Origin of the sequence: Alistipes dispar (assembly GCF_006542685.1) — a bacterium.
GTDB lineage: Bacteria > Bacteroidota > Bacteroidia > Bacteroidales > Rikenellaceae > Alistipes > Alistipes dispar.
The window spans coordinates 380,873-396,809 of sequence record NZ_AP019736.1 but is presented as its reverse complement, the minus strand read 5'-3'; the positions used below and the strand labels follow the sequence as shown (position 1 = coordinate 396,809).

The 15,937-nt window shown below is 47.4% G+C and carries 13 protein-coding genes and 1 pseudogene; 11 read left to right on the top strand and 3 right to left on the bottom strand.

Translation table 11 applies throughout. From position 1 onward, the window contains the following. Positions 1-3: 3 nt before the first annotated feature. From FME97_RS01995 to FME97_RS12515, 3 genes are all read right to left on the bottom strand, one after another. Entirely contained in the window at positions 4-870 is an 867-nt protein-coding gene (locus FME97_RS01995; RefSeq protein ID WP_032135137.1) for a BRO-N domain-containing protein, read from the bottom strand. Positions 871-936: 66 nt separating this feature from the next. Further along, positions 937-1,224, bottom strand: coding sequence for an HU family DNA-binding protein (locus tag FME97_RS12520; protein WP_262710147.1), 288 nt, complete (start codon positions 1,222-1,224; stop codon positions 937-939). A 14-nt stretch (positions 1,225-1,238) separates the two neighbouring features. Continuing rightward, entirely contained in the window at positions 1,239-1,520 is a 282-nt protein-coding gene (locus FME97_RS12515) for a hypothetical protein (protein WP_141427641.1), read from the bottom strand. A 122-nt stretch (positions 1,521-1,642) separates the two neighbouring features. On the opposite strand from FME97_RS12515, the gene mobC reads away from it, so the two are divergent. The 11 genes and pseudogenes from mobC (at position 1,643) to FME97_RS01930 (ending at position 15,937) form a co-directional block, all read left to right on the top strand. Continuing rightward, on the top strand, positions 1,643-3,658 hold the full coding sequence (mobC, locus tag FME97_RS01980) for a conjugal transfer protein MobC (RefSeq protein WP_032135140.1): 2,016 nt from the start codon (positions 1,643-1,645) through the stop codon (positions 3,656-3,658). A gap of 311 nt (positions 3,659-3,969) precedes the next feature. Further along, a pseudogene (locus FME97_RS01975) lies at positions 3,970-4,642 on the top strand (phage integrase SAM-like domain-containing protein); the annotation flags it as partial. Positions 4,643-4,704: 62 nt separating this feature from the next. After that, a complete protein-coding gene (locus FME97_RS01970) occupies positions 4,705-4,899 on the top strand; it encodes a hypothetical protein (RefSeq protein ID WP_141427639.1) in 195 nt (64 codons plus the stop codon). A 222-nt stretch (positions 4,900-5,121) separates the two neighbouring features. Next, a complete protein-coding gene (locus FME97_RS01965; protein WP_141427638.1) occupies positions 5,122-6,867 on the top strand; it encodes a tetratricopeptide repeat protein in 1,746 nt (581 codons plus the stop codon). A gap of 256 nt (positions 6,868-7,123) precedes the next feature. Beyond that, positions 7,124-7,498 carry a DUF3244 domain-containing protein gene (locus FME97_RS01960; RefSeq protein ID WP_141427637.1) on the top strand — a complete coding sequence of 125 codons (375 nt, stop codon included), beginning with the start codon at positions 7,124-7,126 and terminating at the stop codon, positions 7,496-7,498. A 139-nt stretch (positions 7,499-7,637) separates the two neighbouring features. Beyond that, entirely contained in the window at positions 7,638-7,823 is a 186-nt protein-coding gene (locus FME97_RS01955) for a hypothetical protein (protein WP_141411843.1), read from the top strand. A gap of 59 nt (positions 7,824-7,882) precedes the next feature. Beyond that, complete coding sequence (locus tag FME97_RS01950; RefSeq protein WP_032135145.1) at positions 7,883-9,307, top strand: S41 family peptidase; 1,425 nt, start codon at positions 7,883-7,885, stop codon at positions 9,305-9,307. A gap of 6 nt (positions 9,308-9,313) precedes the next feature. Beyond that, positions 9,314-10,639, top strand: a complete 1,326-nt coding sequence (locus FME97_RS01945) for a radical SAM/SPASM domain-containing protein (protein ID WP_032135146.1) — start codon at positions 9,314-9,316, stop codon at positions 10,637-10,639. A 6-nt stretch (positions 10,640-10,645) separates the two neighbouring features. After that, positions 10,646-12,886, top strand: coding sequence for a peptidase domain-containing ABC transporter (locus tag FME97_RS01940; protein WP_032135147.1), 2,241 nt, complete (start codon positions 10,646-10,648; stop codon positions 12,884-12,886). 25 nt (positions 12,887-12,911) lie between these two features. Next, a complete protein-coding gene (locus FME97_RS01935; protein ID WP_046518038.1) occupies positions 12,912-14,144 on the top strand; it encodes a hypothetical protein in 1,233 nt (410 codons plus the stop codon). A 281-nt stretch (positions 14,145-14,425) separates the two neighbouring features. Further along, on the top strand, positions 14,426-15,937 hold the full coding sequence (locus FME97_RS01930) for a radical SAM/SPASM domain-containing protein (RefSeq protein WP_032135149.1): 1,512 nt from the start codon (positions 14,426-14,428) through the stop codon (positions 15,935-15,937).

The window sequence follows — 15,937 nt, the reverse complement described above, 5'->3', positions numbered from 1 at the left end:
TGTTTATTCCTTATCCGAACCAAGCGGCGGCAGTCCGATCGTGTCCTCGATCAGTCCATCGGGATTCTTGTCCAGAAAATTCTGGCCCGATACGACACTGTGCCCCAACTCCCGTTCCGTCTCCTTGCGGGCCACTCCGGCGACGTTGCCGCCGCGCCGGGCGACCCGTTTGCTTTCGGCGAACGTATCGGGTTTCTCCTGCTGTGAGATTTCGGTCGTCACCCGTTCGCCCAGCATCGTGAAGATCAGCTCCAAATCGGTCATGTGGTCACGCAGGTTTTGGCCCTTTTTCGTCAGCCCCTTGATCGCCCTGTGTTCCGAAGGCGTCACGCCAAATGTCGCACGCGCGATCTCCGCCGTCAGGATAGCGAAATCCCTCTCTTCCCGAATGCCGCGCTCTTTCCATTCATCCGTCAGGTTCTGCCGTATGGCGATGCCCCGCAGCCGTTTGTCGATCCAATCCTTCGGATAACCTTTGGCCTCGTAAACGGCCTTCATGCGTTCCTGCGCCAGCTCAGGGTTCTCGATCTCCTGCACACGCTCATATCCGACCTGTGCCAGCCATTGCTTGAATGGCTCGGCCTTCGGAGAGGGGATCGACTGGATGATACGAAACAACCCTTTAACATCGGCAGCCTGAACAGACCTCCGGCGACCATCGGCGGCGATCATCGCAACTGGGGTACAAATTGTACCCCAGTTGCGATTAAGCAAGGGATCGCGTTGCCGCATACGCTTGATATACTGTTTGACATCTACGCTGTCCGTCAAAAATTCAACGACATCGGCAATGGAAAAATACCATTGCTCATTCATCCATGCGCGGCGGATCTGCTTGTCCTGAAAAACGACGATCTTACTGTCTGCCATAACGAATTTATTTTATTTTTCCGAACCGCTGCACACGACCGACTGTCGGAGCGGACGGAATGCGAACTATTTCACTTTGGCAGCAAAGGCTTTCGAGGGCTTAAAGGCCGGGATCGTATGGGCAGGAACGATCATCGTCGTATTCTTGGAGATGTTACGCGCCGTTTTGGCCGCCCGATGTTTCAGCAGGAACGTGCCGAAACCGCGTAGGTAAACATTCTCACCGCCGATCAGGGAGTCCCGGAGCTGCTCCATGAATCCTTCCACTACACTCGTTACGATTCCTTTCTCAATGCCGGTCTGCTCCGCGATCCGGCTTACGATGTCAGCCTTTGTCATATCCTTATCGTTTATAGGTTCATTATGATTTATTCCGGTTGCGCTTCGGGCAGGAACGCCGCGAAGATTCTGCGCAGTTCCTTTTCCGATAACCGGTTGCTGCGGATCGTTACCACGCCCTCTGCCGCCTCGGCTGTCAGACGGCCTCCCGTTACGGCACGGCCATCCGCCCCGACATAGAAAGCCGAAGGGTCTGCCTCGACCGCCCGCCGCAATATCCGGTCGCATTGTCTTGTTTCGATCGTCAACTTCGCCATAATTCCAATCAGCAGTGCAAAGATACTCTTTTTTCCGCCAGTTCGCAGCGTCATGTCCGTTCTCTGTGCCAACGGCTGCCATGCCGACGCCAACGGCTGCCACGGCGGCACCGCACCGCCGTCCGCAATCCGCATCGTCTTAAATTAGCGTAGAACCATTTAATAACGAGTCGATTATGTCGCAGGAAGACGATCTGAGGGGTTTGGCCAAGGTCATGGATTTCATGCGGGCCCTGAGTATTTTATTCGTGGTAATCCACATCTACTGGTACTGCTACGGGCAGATTCTGGCGTGGAACGTCGATATAGGCGTGATAGACGGGATTCTGCTCGGCTTCGACCGCACGGCGGGACTGTTCGGCAGCATACTCTACACCAAACTTTTCGCCGTGCTCTTTCTCGGCCTCTCGTGTCTCGGTACCAAAGGGGTCAAGGAGGAGGAGATCACATGGCGCCGGATCATCGCGGCGCTCGCGGCCGGCTTCGTACTCTTCTTTTTCAACTGGTGGCTGCTCGACCTGCCACTGCCGCTGTCCGCCGTCACGGGGTTCTACATCCTGACGCTATCGGCCGGATATATCTGCCTGCTGATGGGCGGCGTGTGGATGAGCCGGCTGTTGAAGAACGACATGATGGACGATCCTTTCAACAACGAGAACGAATCGTTCATGCAGGAGACGCGCCTTGTCGAGAACGAATACTCGGTGAACCTACCGACGCGGTTCTACTATAACAAGCGGTGGCACAACGGCTTCGCCAACGTCGTAGTGCCGCAGAGAGCCTGTATCTGCGTCGGCGTTCCGGGGTCGGGCAAGAGCTACGCCGTCGTCAATCAATTCATCAAGCAGCAGATCGAAAAGGGGTACACGATGTACGTCTACGACTTCAAGTTTCCCGACCTCGCGGAGATCGCCTACAACCACCTGCTGATGCACCAAGAAGGCTACAAGAAGGTACCGACCTTCTACGTCATCAATTTCGACGACCCGCGTCGCTCGCACCGCTGCAACCCGATCAACCCCTCCTTTATGAACGACATCTCGGACGCCTACGAGAGCGCCTATACCATCATGCTGAACCTGAACAAGACATGGGTGCAGAAGCAGGGCGATTTCTTCGTCGAAAGCCCGATCATCCTCTTCGCCGCCGTGATCTGGTTCCTGCGCATCTACGACGGGGGACGGTACTGCACCTTTCCGCATGCCGTCGAGTTTCTGAACAAACGCTACGAGGACATCTTCCCGATTCTGACGAGCTATCCGGAGCTGGAAAATTATTTGAGTCCCTTCATGGATGCGTGGCTCGGCGGGGCGCAGGATCAGTTGCAGGGCCAGATCGCCTCGGCCAAAATCCCGCTCTCGCGCATGATCTCCCCGCAGCTCTACTGGGTCATGTCGGGCGACGACTTCACGCTCGACATCAACAACCCCGACGATCCGAAGGTACTGGCGGTGGGCAACAACCCCGACCGGCAGAACATCTACGGCGCGGCCCTCGGGCTGTACAACAGCCGTATCGTAAAGCTCATCAACAAGAAGGGGCAGCTCAAATCGTCGGTCATCATCGACGAGCTGCCGACGATCTACTTCAAGGGCCTCGACAACCTGATCGCCACGGCCCGGAGCAACAAGGTGGCCGTGCTGCTCGGATTCCAAGATTTCAGCCAGCTCAAACGCGACTACGGCGACAAGGAGGCCGCCGTGGTGATGAACACCGTGGGCAACATCTTCTCCGGGCAGGTGGTGGGCGAAACGGCCAAGATGCTCTCGGAGCGGTTCGGCAAGGTGCTGCAAAAGCGACAGAGCATGACCCTGAGCCGCAACGACAAATCGACCTCCATATCGACGCAGATGGACAGCCTGATCCCGGCCTCGAAGATCTCGACGCTCACGCAGGGGATGTTCGTCGGGGCCGTGGCCGACAGCTTCGAGCAGCCTATCGAGCAGAAGATATTCCACGCCGAAATCGTCGTGGACAGCGCGAAGGTCAAGGCCGAGACGGCCCGCTACGAGAAGATACCCATAATCACCGATTTCACGGACGAGAACGGCGCGGATCGCATGCAGGAAACGATCAAAGAGAACTACGACCGCATCAAGGCCGAAGCCGCGGAGATCGTCGATAAGGAACTCGACCGCCTCCGCAAAGACCCCGTGCTGTGCAAGCTGCTCCCGCCGGAGCAAGGAGCATAAAGAGACGGAATTGTGTCAAAACGCAGATTTTTGATACATCCCTATCTCGGTCAGGGTTTAGTAAGATAACGAGCGTGCAGAAAAGAGCAAGTATTTTATTTACAGTATATTAGTTCTCTGTTTTGCATATGCTTGGAGTAATAGAAACAGCAAAACCGGGCAGGTTTAACGGTAAGTTCGGCTACTTATCCGTCACTTGTCCGAAATGCTTTGTTTTTTGCAAAATATTATTTTTCAACATTTTACATCGAACTTCCGCATAACAAATAACTTGACTTAACGTTTGACAGACCTTCAATGTTCGAGTTATCATGCAACGCAGCGCTTTCCAAGTCTTTTTCTACGTAAGAAGGCTGTCGGAAAAATACGGTCAGGTCCCCATTATGGTTCGGTATCACGATCAACGGCACGATGTCGCGGTTTAGCTGCAAACTCTCCGTTCGCGCCTCACTCTGGGATACCAAGGCTAACCAAAGCGGCAGGCAAAAGCCTCGAAGCCCAGCACATCAACGAAAAGCTGGAAAATATCAAGACCAATATACCGGTAAATGGGATCAACGCCTCTGCGATCGGAATTCGTATGTCACGGCCGAAAAGATCCGCAACGCCAGCCTCGGTATGGGCGATGACTGCCGCTTGCTGCAGACCTTCAACGAATACCTTGCGGACTTCCTCAAACGTGTCGATAAAGATCGTGCTTATTTCACCTACGAGGATTACTGTCTGCGTCGCAGGCGTCTTGCCGCTTTCCTCGAATATGAATACCATGTCAAGGACATTCCTTTCAAAGAGCCGAAAGGTGACTTTATCGACAAGTTCGTCGTTTACCTCTCCACGGTAAAAGGTATTGCTTCCGGAACGATCCATGCCGGGGTCAAAAAACTTCGTCTGATGACCTATACGGTGTATAAGAACGGCTGGGTTTCCGTCGACCCTTTCGCGGGATTCCATGTCAAACCGACATACGCCGAACGTCGTTATCTTCCCTGTAACTGGAGCAGTCGTTCATCGTAAAATTCCACGCCTATCTGCATCATGACCTCGGCATGTTCTCCAACGACTTATCCGGATTCAACTGCCTGAAATACATGGTCAATACGGTCTTCAACAACGGCTGGATACCTCGCAATCCCTTAGTACTCTACCGCTTTACTTTTCCGCAATGTGCGGAATCTTTGCGGTGGCCGGGCGACGAGGCCGTATCATTGCTGCCGATGGGGTTCTCGACAGACCGCAGCTGAAGATGATACAGAACGTTGGCGGCGATTTCAGCACTTTCTATCGTACACTTATGCAGGAAGCGTTCGCAAAGAGTGCCGTAAACGGGCTGTCGAAGAAAGAACGTTTTAGACTCGAAGATAAAGCAAATTAGAAGGCGAAGCATCATATGACATAGCAATACGGTATTGGAGAAATAAGCTGTAAATTATATCTTTGCCCCTGCTAAAACAATCCTCCTCATTATGAAACGAACGATAATTCTATCTGTTTTCACCTTGCTGGTGTTCGGCAGCTGCCAGAGAAACAGTACTGTTGAATTACGGTTGAATCATGCGGAAGAACTGATGTCGGAACATCCTGACAGTGCTTGGCATATACTCGAATCCATCGACCGGAAAGCACTCGATTCCCGACGCATAAGAGCCCGTCACGCTCTTTTGTCGTCACAGGCACTTGACAAAAATTATATAGATGTAAACAATGATTCTTTAATCCGTATTGCTATTGACTATTACGCGAAACATGGCAGTTATGAAGACCGGGCTAAAGCATATTACTATCACGCGATAGTTCAAGGTAACGCTTCAAATACAGAGGCAGCCATCAAAGCTCTCGTTATAGCCGAGGAATATGCCAAGAAAACGAGAGACACTCTCTTGAACGGTTTAATATTTTCGTATCTCGGGGACCAGTACTATAGTCAATATAGCTTTGATGGAGCCATTGCAGCTTATTCTTCTGCAATTCCCTTCTTCGAAACTCTCAATAATAAAACTTACCTTTTATACGTATTATGGAGAAAAGGTGTATCGCTGAATTTGGCCGATAATCCACAACAAGCTATCGAGTGTCTATCCGAAGCGCAAACGATCGCGGTAGATTTGGAAGACCTCCCCGCAATCTTGGATATTACAGCTTCCATCGGAGGAATAAAAATAGGTAGGAACGACGATATAGTATCCTTACAAACTTATAAACAAGATATATTCAATATATATAACAGATATGCTGATGGAGAAATTCCGGTGGAGCATTATCCTCTTATCGGATATATTTATTGGCAGGAGGGACGGATCGACTCCGCCCGTATATTGTGCAATCGATACTATTCGCTCCAACCTCATATAACATCATTGAATGTGGGCGTTTTGAGTATTCTGTCTCAGGTTGAAGAATCGGATGGCAATTATAAAAAAGCGTTATTTTATGAACGTTTGTACTCCAATTATTCCGATTCTCTCAATATGGAATGGCGTAATAATCTGGTGCAAAATCTCGAACGGAAATATAGAACCGAATATTTTCAAAAGTCGTATGCCGCATTGAAAAAGACGAGCTGGTATGCAATGGTATCTTTGATTTTGGTTATTGCAATAATCATAATTCTTGCAGCTGTTGTAATTGCGTCTTACAAACGGGCCATATTTCGGAAAAATCAGGAACTCAGCGAATATGAACATTATATAAAGGAAAGTAAAACGCATTATGCGGAACTGACCCATGAGTATAATGAAATCAAAAGGAATCTGAAGATTCCCAATGAGCATTCTCAAACCTTATTTGTCATCTTGGAGAATAGGATTAAAAGCCTGCAAAAATTACTGGAATTGGCATCTATTTGTGAAACGAATCCAGATAATTTTTACAGACAATTCAAGGAACATCTCAAGGTCGCTTCCGGGAAAAATCAAGAATTGGCGAATGATGTGATTGCTATCGCGAACTTATCCTGTCATGGAATAATTGACTATTTACAAAAGTCATATCCGGCACTTTCACAACGCGAACTTTGCTATTGCGGGTTTATTTGTTTGGGATTTTCTCCGGAAAGTATTCGGATTTTATATAATCATACGAATACTTATAGCATCTATACACTGCGAAGCAAGATTCGCAGTAAATTGGGAATAACGAACGATTCGTCGAACCTTGAAAAATACATCGTAGAACTGAAAAAATATCTGGGCAAAACAGTTGACTTCATATAACTATTTGTATTTCAACAAAATACCCCCCCCCGCAGAGCTACCTGTGGGGGATTTTTATTTTATTATACTGAAAATCAAATACTTACACATAATACTTCGGTATATAATATGGGTATATGATTTTTATTATACATATAATTGATAATCAAATAATTGCAAATCATAGTATAATATCGAAATGTATGGTTTTTTAATATTTTTCCCATTTCAAATTTTTAAATTTGACATACACAATTACTAATATAAACATAGAAAAATGAAAAGGATTATTCTTCTTATGTTTCTGAGTTTTCTTGCGTGTGGAGAACTCGTTGCGGCCAATGAAATTAGCCGGGAAGTAAAAATCAAAGTTGTTATTTTAGGAGGAGACAGGCCTCGTCCCCGATCAGAACAAAGCTGGGATATCGTAGCTGCCGAATTGAATGGCAACCTATTATTTATTAATTTCTATGAAACCGTCGGCAAGGTTACAATTACGGTGAAAAATTCATATGGACAAATCGTCTGTTCGCATCCTTGCGATACGACATTCGAGCCGGTAGTAATCATGAATGTCCCGGTTGATAAGGATAATTATACCATTAATATCATTGGAGACCAGATAGAAGCTTACGGGGAGTATTACTTGTAGAACGCCCATTATAGTAATCGATTGAATGTGGCCTGACATAAAGGGCATTTAATTCCAGAAATTCGGATTGCGCAGTCCTGAGGGAGGTTGTCGAAAATCCTTAAAAAGAGTAGACGCTAATACTAATTTTTACAATGTTATGAAACGTTTTGAAGTAATCAACGGTTCGAAGTTCGAACGTTTATCGTACACTGAAATGGCCCAAACCAAAGGTGGGCAATTTTGTATTTCCTGCATGAAACGGGGGCGGGCTATTCGAATCGGCTGGAAAACACAGGAAGAATTACGCCAAGAAAATATTCCGACTTCTTTCCCGATGCGTTAATTAGACGAAATAGAGGAGAGGGAGAATTTCCTCTCCTCTATCGAAACAACTTCTCCATTATGAAAATGAATATATTTGTTTTCGCATCGATTTTATTAATTATCACGTTTAATCACATCGGTGTATATGGAAACTCAGCATATCAGGATGCAGATAGTCTCGCACAAATCTGGAAAAATCGAGAAATAAAAATTAGCGGCAAAATCGACATAACGGATATTGCAACGCCGGCGATGGAGATACCCAAGTTTCTCTCATTGTCAGGCCTACCTCATCCTTCCAATGATTCCATACCGGAATATATATCGGCTCAGGTAACACTCCGAAATAAAAGTTTATCTAAGGACTCATTATGTAGTGCAGACTTAATGTGGGTACTTCGCCCCTATCTGCAATGGCTACAAAACATCGATCCTCATTTTCGGGTCGAACCGCAACCCGTTCATTTCTCGGATGCCAAAAAAGCCGATGATATTTCCGTATTCGGTTTTTTATCGCTCAATGTCAATGATACGCTTATTGTAGATCGTTCAATCGATCCTCTCTTTCAACAAGGCGATCGAATCCTGCGCATCAATGATGTCCCAGCCTCACAATATCTTCAATACTGCTATGACGACAGACATATCTACCCGTTCACCCTTTTAACCAATTATCATTATGCGATTATTACAGCATTGGATTACAAGATTCGTTTGGCTCGCAAAGGCAATATTTTGGAAATCAACACATCCGGATTCCCGTGGAAAGACGTGTATCTCAAATTGAACCGACAACGTGAATTTCAAAGTCGAATCTTCAAAGATGCCAAAACAGGGTATTTTTCGATCGGAGAGTTTTATCCCAACAATAATCTCCTGATTCGCAAGCTGCGAACGGCCATACTTCAGGCTCGGCGAGAGGGATGTACCTCGTTCATATTGGATTTAAGAGGCAATCCGGGCGGTAACGGACATTCATTCGACAGGCTGCTATCCATATTCATCAATCGGCCGACCATTCCGTATTTGAAGAACGAACGATTAAAAGTCTCTCCATGGACCTTAAATGATTACGATTTTCTAACTTCCGATATGCTCGGTTCGGTCGTAGAGGTTCCAAGTCAACACATGAATAAAACCATATATCTCGATCAACAATTATACATCCCGGGGATGCAATACTATGTATTGATGGACAAAGATACGAGTTCAATAGCCGCATCGTTCTGCAATATTCTGCAATACAATGGCGCCGTCCAGTTAGTCGGAGAGCCATTACGTCATAATGCGTTGAAGTATGGAGAGACTGTTGATGCCCGATTCGGAATTTCCGGATTATATCTCTACGTATCGACGGTCGAATTTGACGAATACACCCGCGCCGTCGACGGAGTGCTGATGCCCGACATCGCCATTCCATATGTCGCACGGGATTACCTTTCGGGACGGGATGCCATGCTCGACAAATTGCTGGAAATCATTGAATCCAACCCAATAAATTAAAAGTACATGACCGATCTGAAATGGTCTCGTTTCAATTTTCTGGTCGAGACGGAAAAACATCGGAAATATTTGTACAACAGTTACTCCAATAGCTTAATCGCATTGGATGACTCGTTGTATGCGAGCCTCTTGTTTTTATCTCGGGATAATGGAACGTCAATTTTGTCGGCATTTTCCGAAGAGGAAATAGAATATCTGAAAAAGATATATGCACTGGTCGAAGATGATGATGCTTTGGTAGACATTCTTCATCATCAAAGCATGTCTCGGTTGTATTCGAAAAAGACCATGGTTTTGACCATTGCACCTACTCAAAGTTGCAATTTTGCTTGTACGTATTGTTTCGAGAAATGGCGTCAGTCGGGTGCGCTTTCGAATCGGACCGAAGATGCGATTATAAACTATATCAAGCATCTAAAGCAGGAGGATGGCCTTGAATCAGTCAATCTTACATGGTATGGCGGGGAGCCGTTATTACAATATAAAAGGGTTATCTCATTAGCCCGAAGAATTGATGAACTGGGGCTAAAAATCAATGAAAACCTACTGATAACCAATGGATATTTCTTCACGCCGGAAGTTGTCGAAAAACTGGTCGAAGCTAAAATCTCGGAAATCCAGATAACTCTCGATGGGTTTAGGGAAACTCATGATATTCGGCGACCTTTGATTAATGGAAAAGGAACATTCGATACGATTATCAAAAATTTGGATGATTATTATAACAGCCGCTTCAGGGGTGCATTCGCCATTGCGATTCGGGTAAATATCGACAATCGGAATTACAAAAGCTTTATGGAAATATACAGATGGCTGAATGACAGATATAAATCTAAAAAGCTAATCGTATACCCCGGAATCGTGGTTCTGGATGAAACCGATTGCAACGCTTCGACGTGCTTGAGTCGAAATGCCGTAACGGATATTTTCCTCGATTTATTTACCAAATACGGAGTAGTCACGGAGGAATTATATCCCGATGATGTGAATATGGAATGCATGACCCGCAGTCCGTATAGCATGCTTATCGGCAGTCAAGGCGAAATTTATAAATGTTATGAAGACCTCGGAAATAAAGAGCTGACCGTAGGGAACATCAATGACCCGGAGGTATGGCACAATTACGAATTAATTGCGAAATATGCCGTAGGAATTGACCATTATAACGATCCGGAATGCCGTAAGTGCAGTTATTTGCCTATATGCCGAGGCGGTTGTCCCATTCGTCGTTTCGAGAATGTATATAAAGGGAAACATAACGATTGTTGCACGCCGTTCAAAGGCCGCATAAAAGACTATATTGAACTATACTCGAAAATTCTTAACGACTAATCGGATATGGTCTTCCCCTCTTTTACCCAGCTCGATGCGATGGATTGTGGCCCGACGTCGCTGAAAATCGTCGCGCAATACTATGGCAAGCACTACTCTCTGCAAAATTTGCGCGAGCGGTGTCACATTACGCGCGAAGGAGTATCACTCTTGGGTATCAGCGACGCCGCGGAGTCGATCGGTTTCCGCACCACGGGGGTAAAGATGACTTGGGAACAATTGCGGGAGAAGGCGACACTTCCCTGTATCGTACATTGGAACCAACAACATTTCGTAGTCGTTTATAAAATCGTCAAAATCCATAATGGTTGGGAGATTCATATTTCCGATCCAGCCGCAGGACTGTTGAAATACAGAGAAGCCCAATTTCTGAAATCGTGGATACAAAGCGATTGTAAATCATTCAACATATCGGACAGTTCAGCAGCTGCGCCTTCTGCTGCATCCCGATATGGCATCGCCCTGCTTCTGGAGCCCACACCGGCCTTCTACCGCGAGAAAGGCGACGAAGACAAGCGGCTGAAACTGGGTTATCTGCTGCAATACCTGCGTCCCTACAAAAGCTACCTTGCACAGCTTGCGCTGGCGATGCTCACAGCCAGCATACTGAGCCTGATCCTGCCGTTCCTCACGCAGTCGGTCGTGGACAAGGGCATCGGCACGGGCAACCTCTCGTTCGTGGTGATGATGCTCGTCGCTCAGGTGGTGCTGACACTGAGCCAGCTGGCCAACAACCTCATCCGCTCGTGGCTCATGCTCCACATGACCGTGCGCATCAGCATCTCACTTATCTCGGACTTTCTGGCCAAGCTCATGCGTCTTCCCATCGCGTTCTTCGATTCGAAGATGGTGGGCGACATCATGCAAAGAATCGATGACTACGACCGCATCCAGTCGTTCCTCACGGGTTCGCTGCTGAGCATGGCGATGGCCGTCGTGTCGTTCGTCATCTACGGAGCCGTCATGGGCGGCTACGACCCGACGATACTCGGCATCTTCCTGTCGGGCAGTGCGCTCTACATCGGCTGGATTCTGCTCTTCATGAAGCGCCGCCGCAAGCTCGACTACATGCGCTTCCAAGAGGCGGCAGCCAACCAGAGCAATATCGTGCAGCTCATCGACGGCATGCAGGACATCAAGCTCAACGACTGCGAAAAGCAGAAACGCTGGGAATGGGAGCGCATCCAGGCGCGGCTGTTCCAGGTCTCCATCAAAGGGCTCGTGCTGGGGCAGACGCAGGAGGTGGGCGGCACGTTCATCGATCAGACCAAGAACGTCGTCATCTCGTTCCTCGCCGCCTCGGCCGTCATCGAGGGCCACATGACCCTCGGCATGATGGTCGCCCTGCAATATATCATCGGCCAGCTCAACGCACCGCTGTCGCAGTTCATCCAGTTCGTGCAGGCGACGCAGGATGCGAAGATCTCGCTCGAACGCCTCTCGGAGATTCAGGAGAAAGACGACGAGGAGCCAGCCGAGGAAGAGCGCATCCGCATGATTCCCGACAATGCCGACATCGAATTCCGGGGCGTAACGTTCCAGTACGACGGCCCGCACTCGGCCAAGGCGCTCGACGACGTGTCGGTAACGATCCCGGCGGACAAGGTTACGGCCATCGTCGGGGCGAGCGGCTCGGGGAAGACCACGATGCTCAAGCTGATGCTGGGCTTCTACACGCCGACCTCGGGCGAAGTGCTGCTCCACGACCGCCGCATCGCGCAGTACAGCCCGTCGTGCTGGCGCCGGGCGTGCGGTACGGTCATGCAGGAGGGATATATCTTTTCGGATACCATAGCCGGTAATATCGGCGTCTCGGACGAACGGCCCGACATGGAGCGGGTGCGCCGTGCGACGCGCATCGCCAACATCGACACCTTCATCGACGAACTGCCCTTGGGCTACAACACGAAGATCGGTACCGACGGCCACGGACTGAGCGTCGGGCAGAAACAGAGGCTTCTGATCGCAAGGGCCGCCTACAAAGATGCGAAGTACCTCTTCTTCGACGAGGCGACCAACTCTTTGGACGCGAACAACGAACGCACGATCATGGAGCGTCTCGACCGGCTCTTCGAGAACAAGACGGTCGTGGTGGTGGCGCACCGCCTCTCGACGGTCCGCAATGCCGACAAGATCGTCGTGCTGGACCGCGGACGCATCGTCGAGCAGGGCACGCACGACGAGCTGACGGCCAAACGGGGATATTATTACGAACTGGTGAGAAATCAGTTGGAATTAGGTAATTGAATTGGATCGAAAAATGCTTCAAACCATGAGAATCAAAGTATTGTTTATCTTCATTTCCCTGCTTGTTGTCTGCCCGACACACGGACAGGACAGCTATGTCTCTCCCAAAATAGAGGAGTATGTCGATTTTATCAACGACTGCAACACCTCACCCGTAGATTATGTAATGGGGCTGTTCGACAGATACGACGTCGTTATTCTGGGTGAACGGGATCACCGGGACACGACGCAATACGACCTGATCGAGCAGATTATGTCCGATCCCCGGTTTATCGATCAGGTCGGGCTTATAATGACAGAGATCGGGGTTTACAACATGACCGGAACGGTCGATTGCATCGTCAACGCCAGTTATGCGTCGGATCGGGAGTTCGAGACCGCGCTATGGGATGCCTATCAAAATCTGGATTACACGCCTTTGTGGGAGAATACCAATTTCCATCAGTACCTCTGTTCCGTTTATCGGATCAACAAGCGTCTCCCGGCGGAAAAAAAGCTGCATATCTCATGTACCGACGTTCCGTTTTCATGGCATCAGACGGAAGGGTTGACGCACGAACAATTTCAGGATTTCCTGCACATATGGGATTACAAAGACATCGTTATGGGCAACAACGCCTTGACGGAGTTGTATAAATTGTTCGACGGCCCCGATCCACGTAAAAAAGCATTGATCATTTTCAACTCGCCGCACTCCTTTTTAACCGGTCCGAACAGCCGACCGGCCCCCTACGCCGGGCAGATCATCGCGGAGCGATTTCCGGGCCGGGTCGCCAACGTGGCGATTAACTGGGCAAAAAGGCGGAATGAGTATCGGGGCCTGACGCAAAACGGGAAATGGGATGCTGCATTTGCTGCGTGCGGAAACAAAAGCATTGGGTTCGATCTGGCGGGCACGCCTTTCGGGGAGGATCGGTTCGACTTACGTCCCGGCTTCTTCAAAAAACGACTCGAATACAAAGAGGTTTATACCGGATTTATTTTTTATAAACCGGTCGGAGAGTGGGTTTTCGGGATTGGGATTCCGAACATGGCCGATGCAGGCTTTGTGGATGAACTGGTCCGCCGCGACAGCGAAATCTGGAGTGGGGAGACGATGAGCAGCCCCGAAGAACGGTCCGAGATTTATGATTATTACGCCAGAACCCGAAGTTTCCGAATTCCGGATTTGTCGGGGCAAACCTCATTTATAGAAAAAATCGACAGGCAGATCAGCCGGTACTATAAACCCGGAGTCCGAAAAGGGGAAACAGAGTAGGAAAAACCCAAAAATCTTGATTTTATGAAGGAGCAACAAGTTGTGAATCCCAAAACAATTTCCAACGGGCCGTTGGAGAAAACGGAGTTGTTGCACATTCTCGGAGGTCGTCCGAGCTTGAGTGAATCTCCCTTGAATTTTACAGAAGCGAAATGTGGGGATGGATGCAGAAAAGCTTGTAAAGACGGCTGTAAGAGTACTGCAAAGTAAATGAATCAAGACCCCGGGCTGATACCAAATATGTATTCAGCCCGGGTTGAAAAATATCAGGAAAGCTAACAATGGATATAAATGGAACCTACATATTGAACCCGGCATATTATCTTCGGAATGACGTTAAAAGATGTCTAATCGGGGCTTATGATGAAGCTCGATTCCCCGATTTGGAATTTGACAGTAATATAACTTGCCATATTCATCCTGCAAATGCTCAAATGCTATCGTTTTTTGATGGTAAAAGAACACTGGCAGAGTGCATTACAGATATTGCAGGTTATTTTGATTTGGAGCAAGAACAAATCAAAGATATACTCTCCAACTACATAGAGAATCCTCAAAGAATATTCTGGCCATATAAGAATCAGCTTATAATACTCCCTAAAAATGTGCTTGTCGATGGAGGTAAATATTTAAGAAGAGAATATTATAATGTTGATGATTTTATTTGCGGAGATGACATTGATTTATCATACGGACGGCAATATAAACCACTGTCTGCTATTTTTGAACTTACGATGACATGCTACACGGATTGTATTTATTGCTATGCAGACAGAAAGAACCCATGTGCAAAAAAGGCGTTGTCCGTAGAACAAATAAAAAAAATCATACGCGATGCAAAATCAATTCAACTCCCAGAATTAGATATCAATGGAGGTGAGGTGTTAATGCATCCGCATTTTAAGGAGATTGCCCTTGAATTAGTTGCCAATGGTTATTTTCCATTGATATCAACCAAGGCTCCTATATCCGAAGAAATGATGGTTTTTCTAAAACAAAATGGATTAACAAAAGTTCAAATATCCATCGATTCAATCAACCCCAAGACTCTGGCAACCATCTTAAACACAAATCAACAGTATTTCTCCCGGATTAAGAGCACTATGGATATGCTTGATGAAATGGGATTTGACTGGCAAACCAATAGTATTATTACCAAATTCAATAATTCACTTGAAGATGAGATAATCCCCCTGATGAGTTTACTTACTCAGTATAAAAATATAAAAAGCATTAGAATCGGCCCTGCAGGTTTTTCACTCTATAAATCGCCTGACTTCTATAATTCTATTAAGCCATCATTAGCATCCATTGAAAGAATCGAGCAATACATTCAAGAACTCGAAAAAGAAGAGCGACTTAAAATAGATTTTGTAATATCTTCTCCAGACACGGAGAATGATTATAACTCAAAGCGACACAAGGAGCAACATTTTGATCATCGCTCCGTGTGTACGGGAAACCAACGCTCATTTGTCATTTTGCCTGATGGTAAGGTAACGATATGTGAAGAATTATATTGGCACCCGAATTTCATTATTGGAGATTTAACAAAACAATCTATTCTGGAAGTTTGGAACTCTGACAAAGCTATTAGTTTGTTTAATATAACACAAAACAAAATGCAGCCAGAGAGTCAGTGTAAAATGTGCGGTGTATTTGACAAATGCAGAGGTTATCAAGGGGTATGCTGGAAAATAATTGTCGGTGCATATGGACCAAATAATTGGAGTTATCCCGATCCGAGGTGCCCGCAAGCCCCTGCGTGTTTACGAAAAATATATTTGGAATAA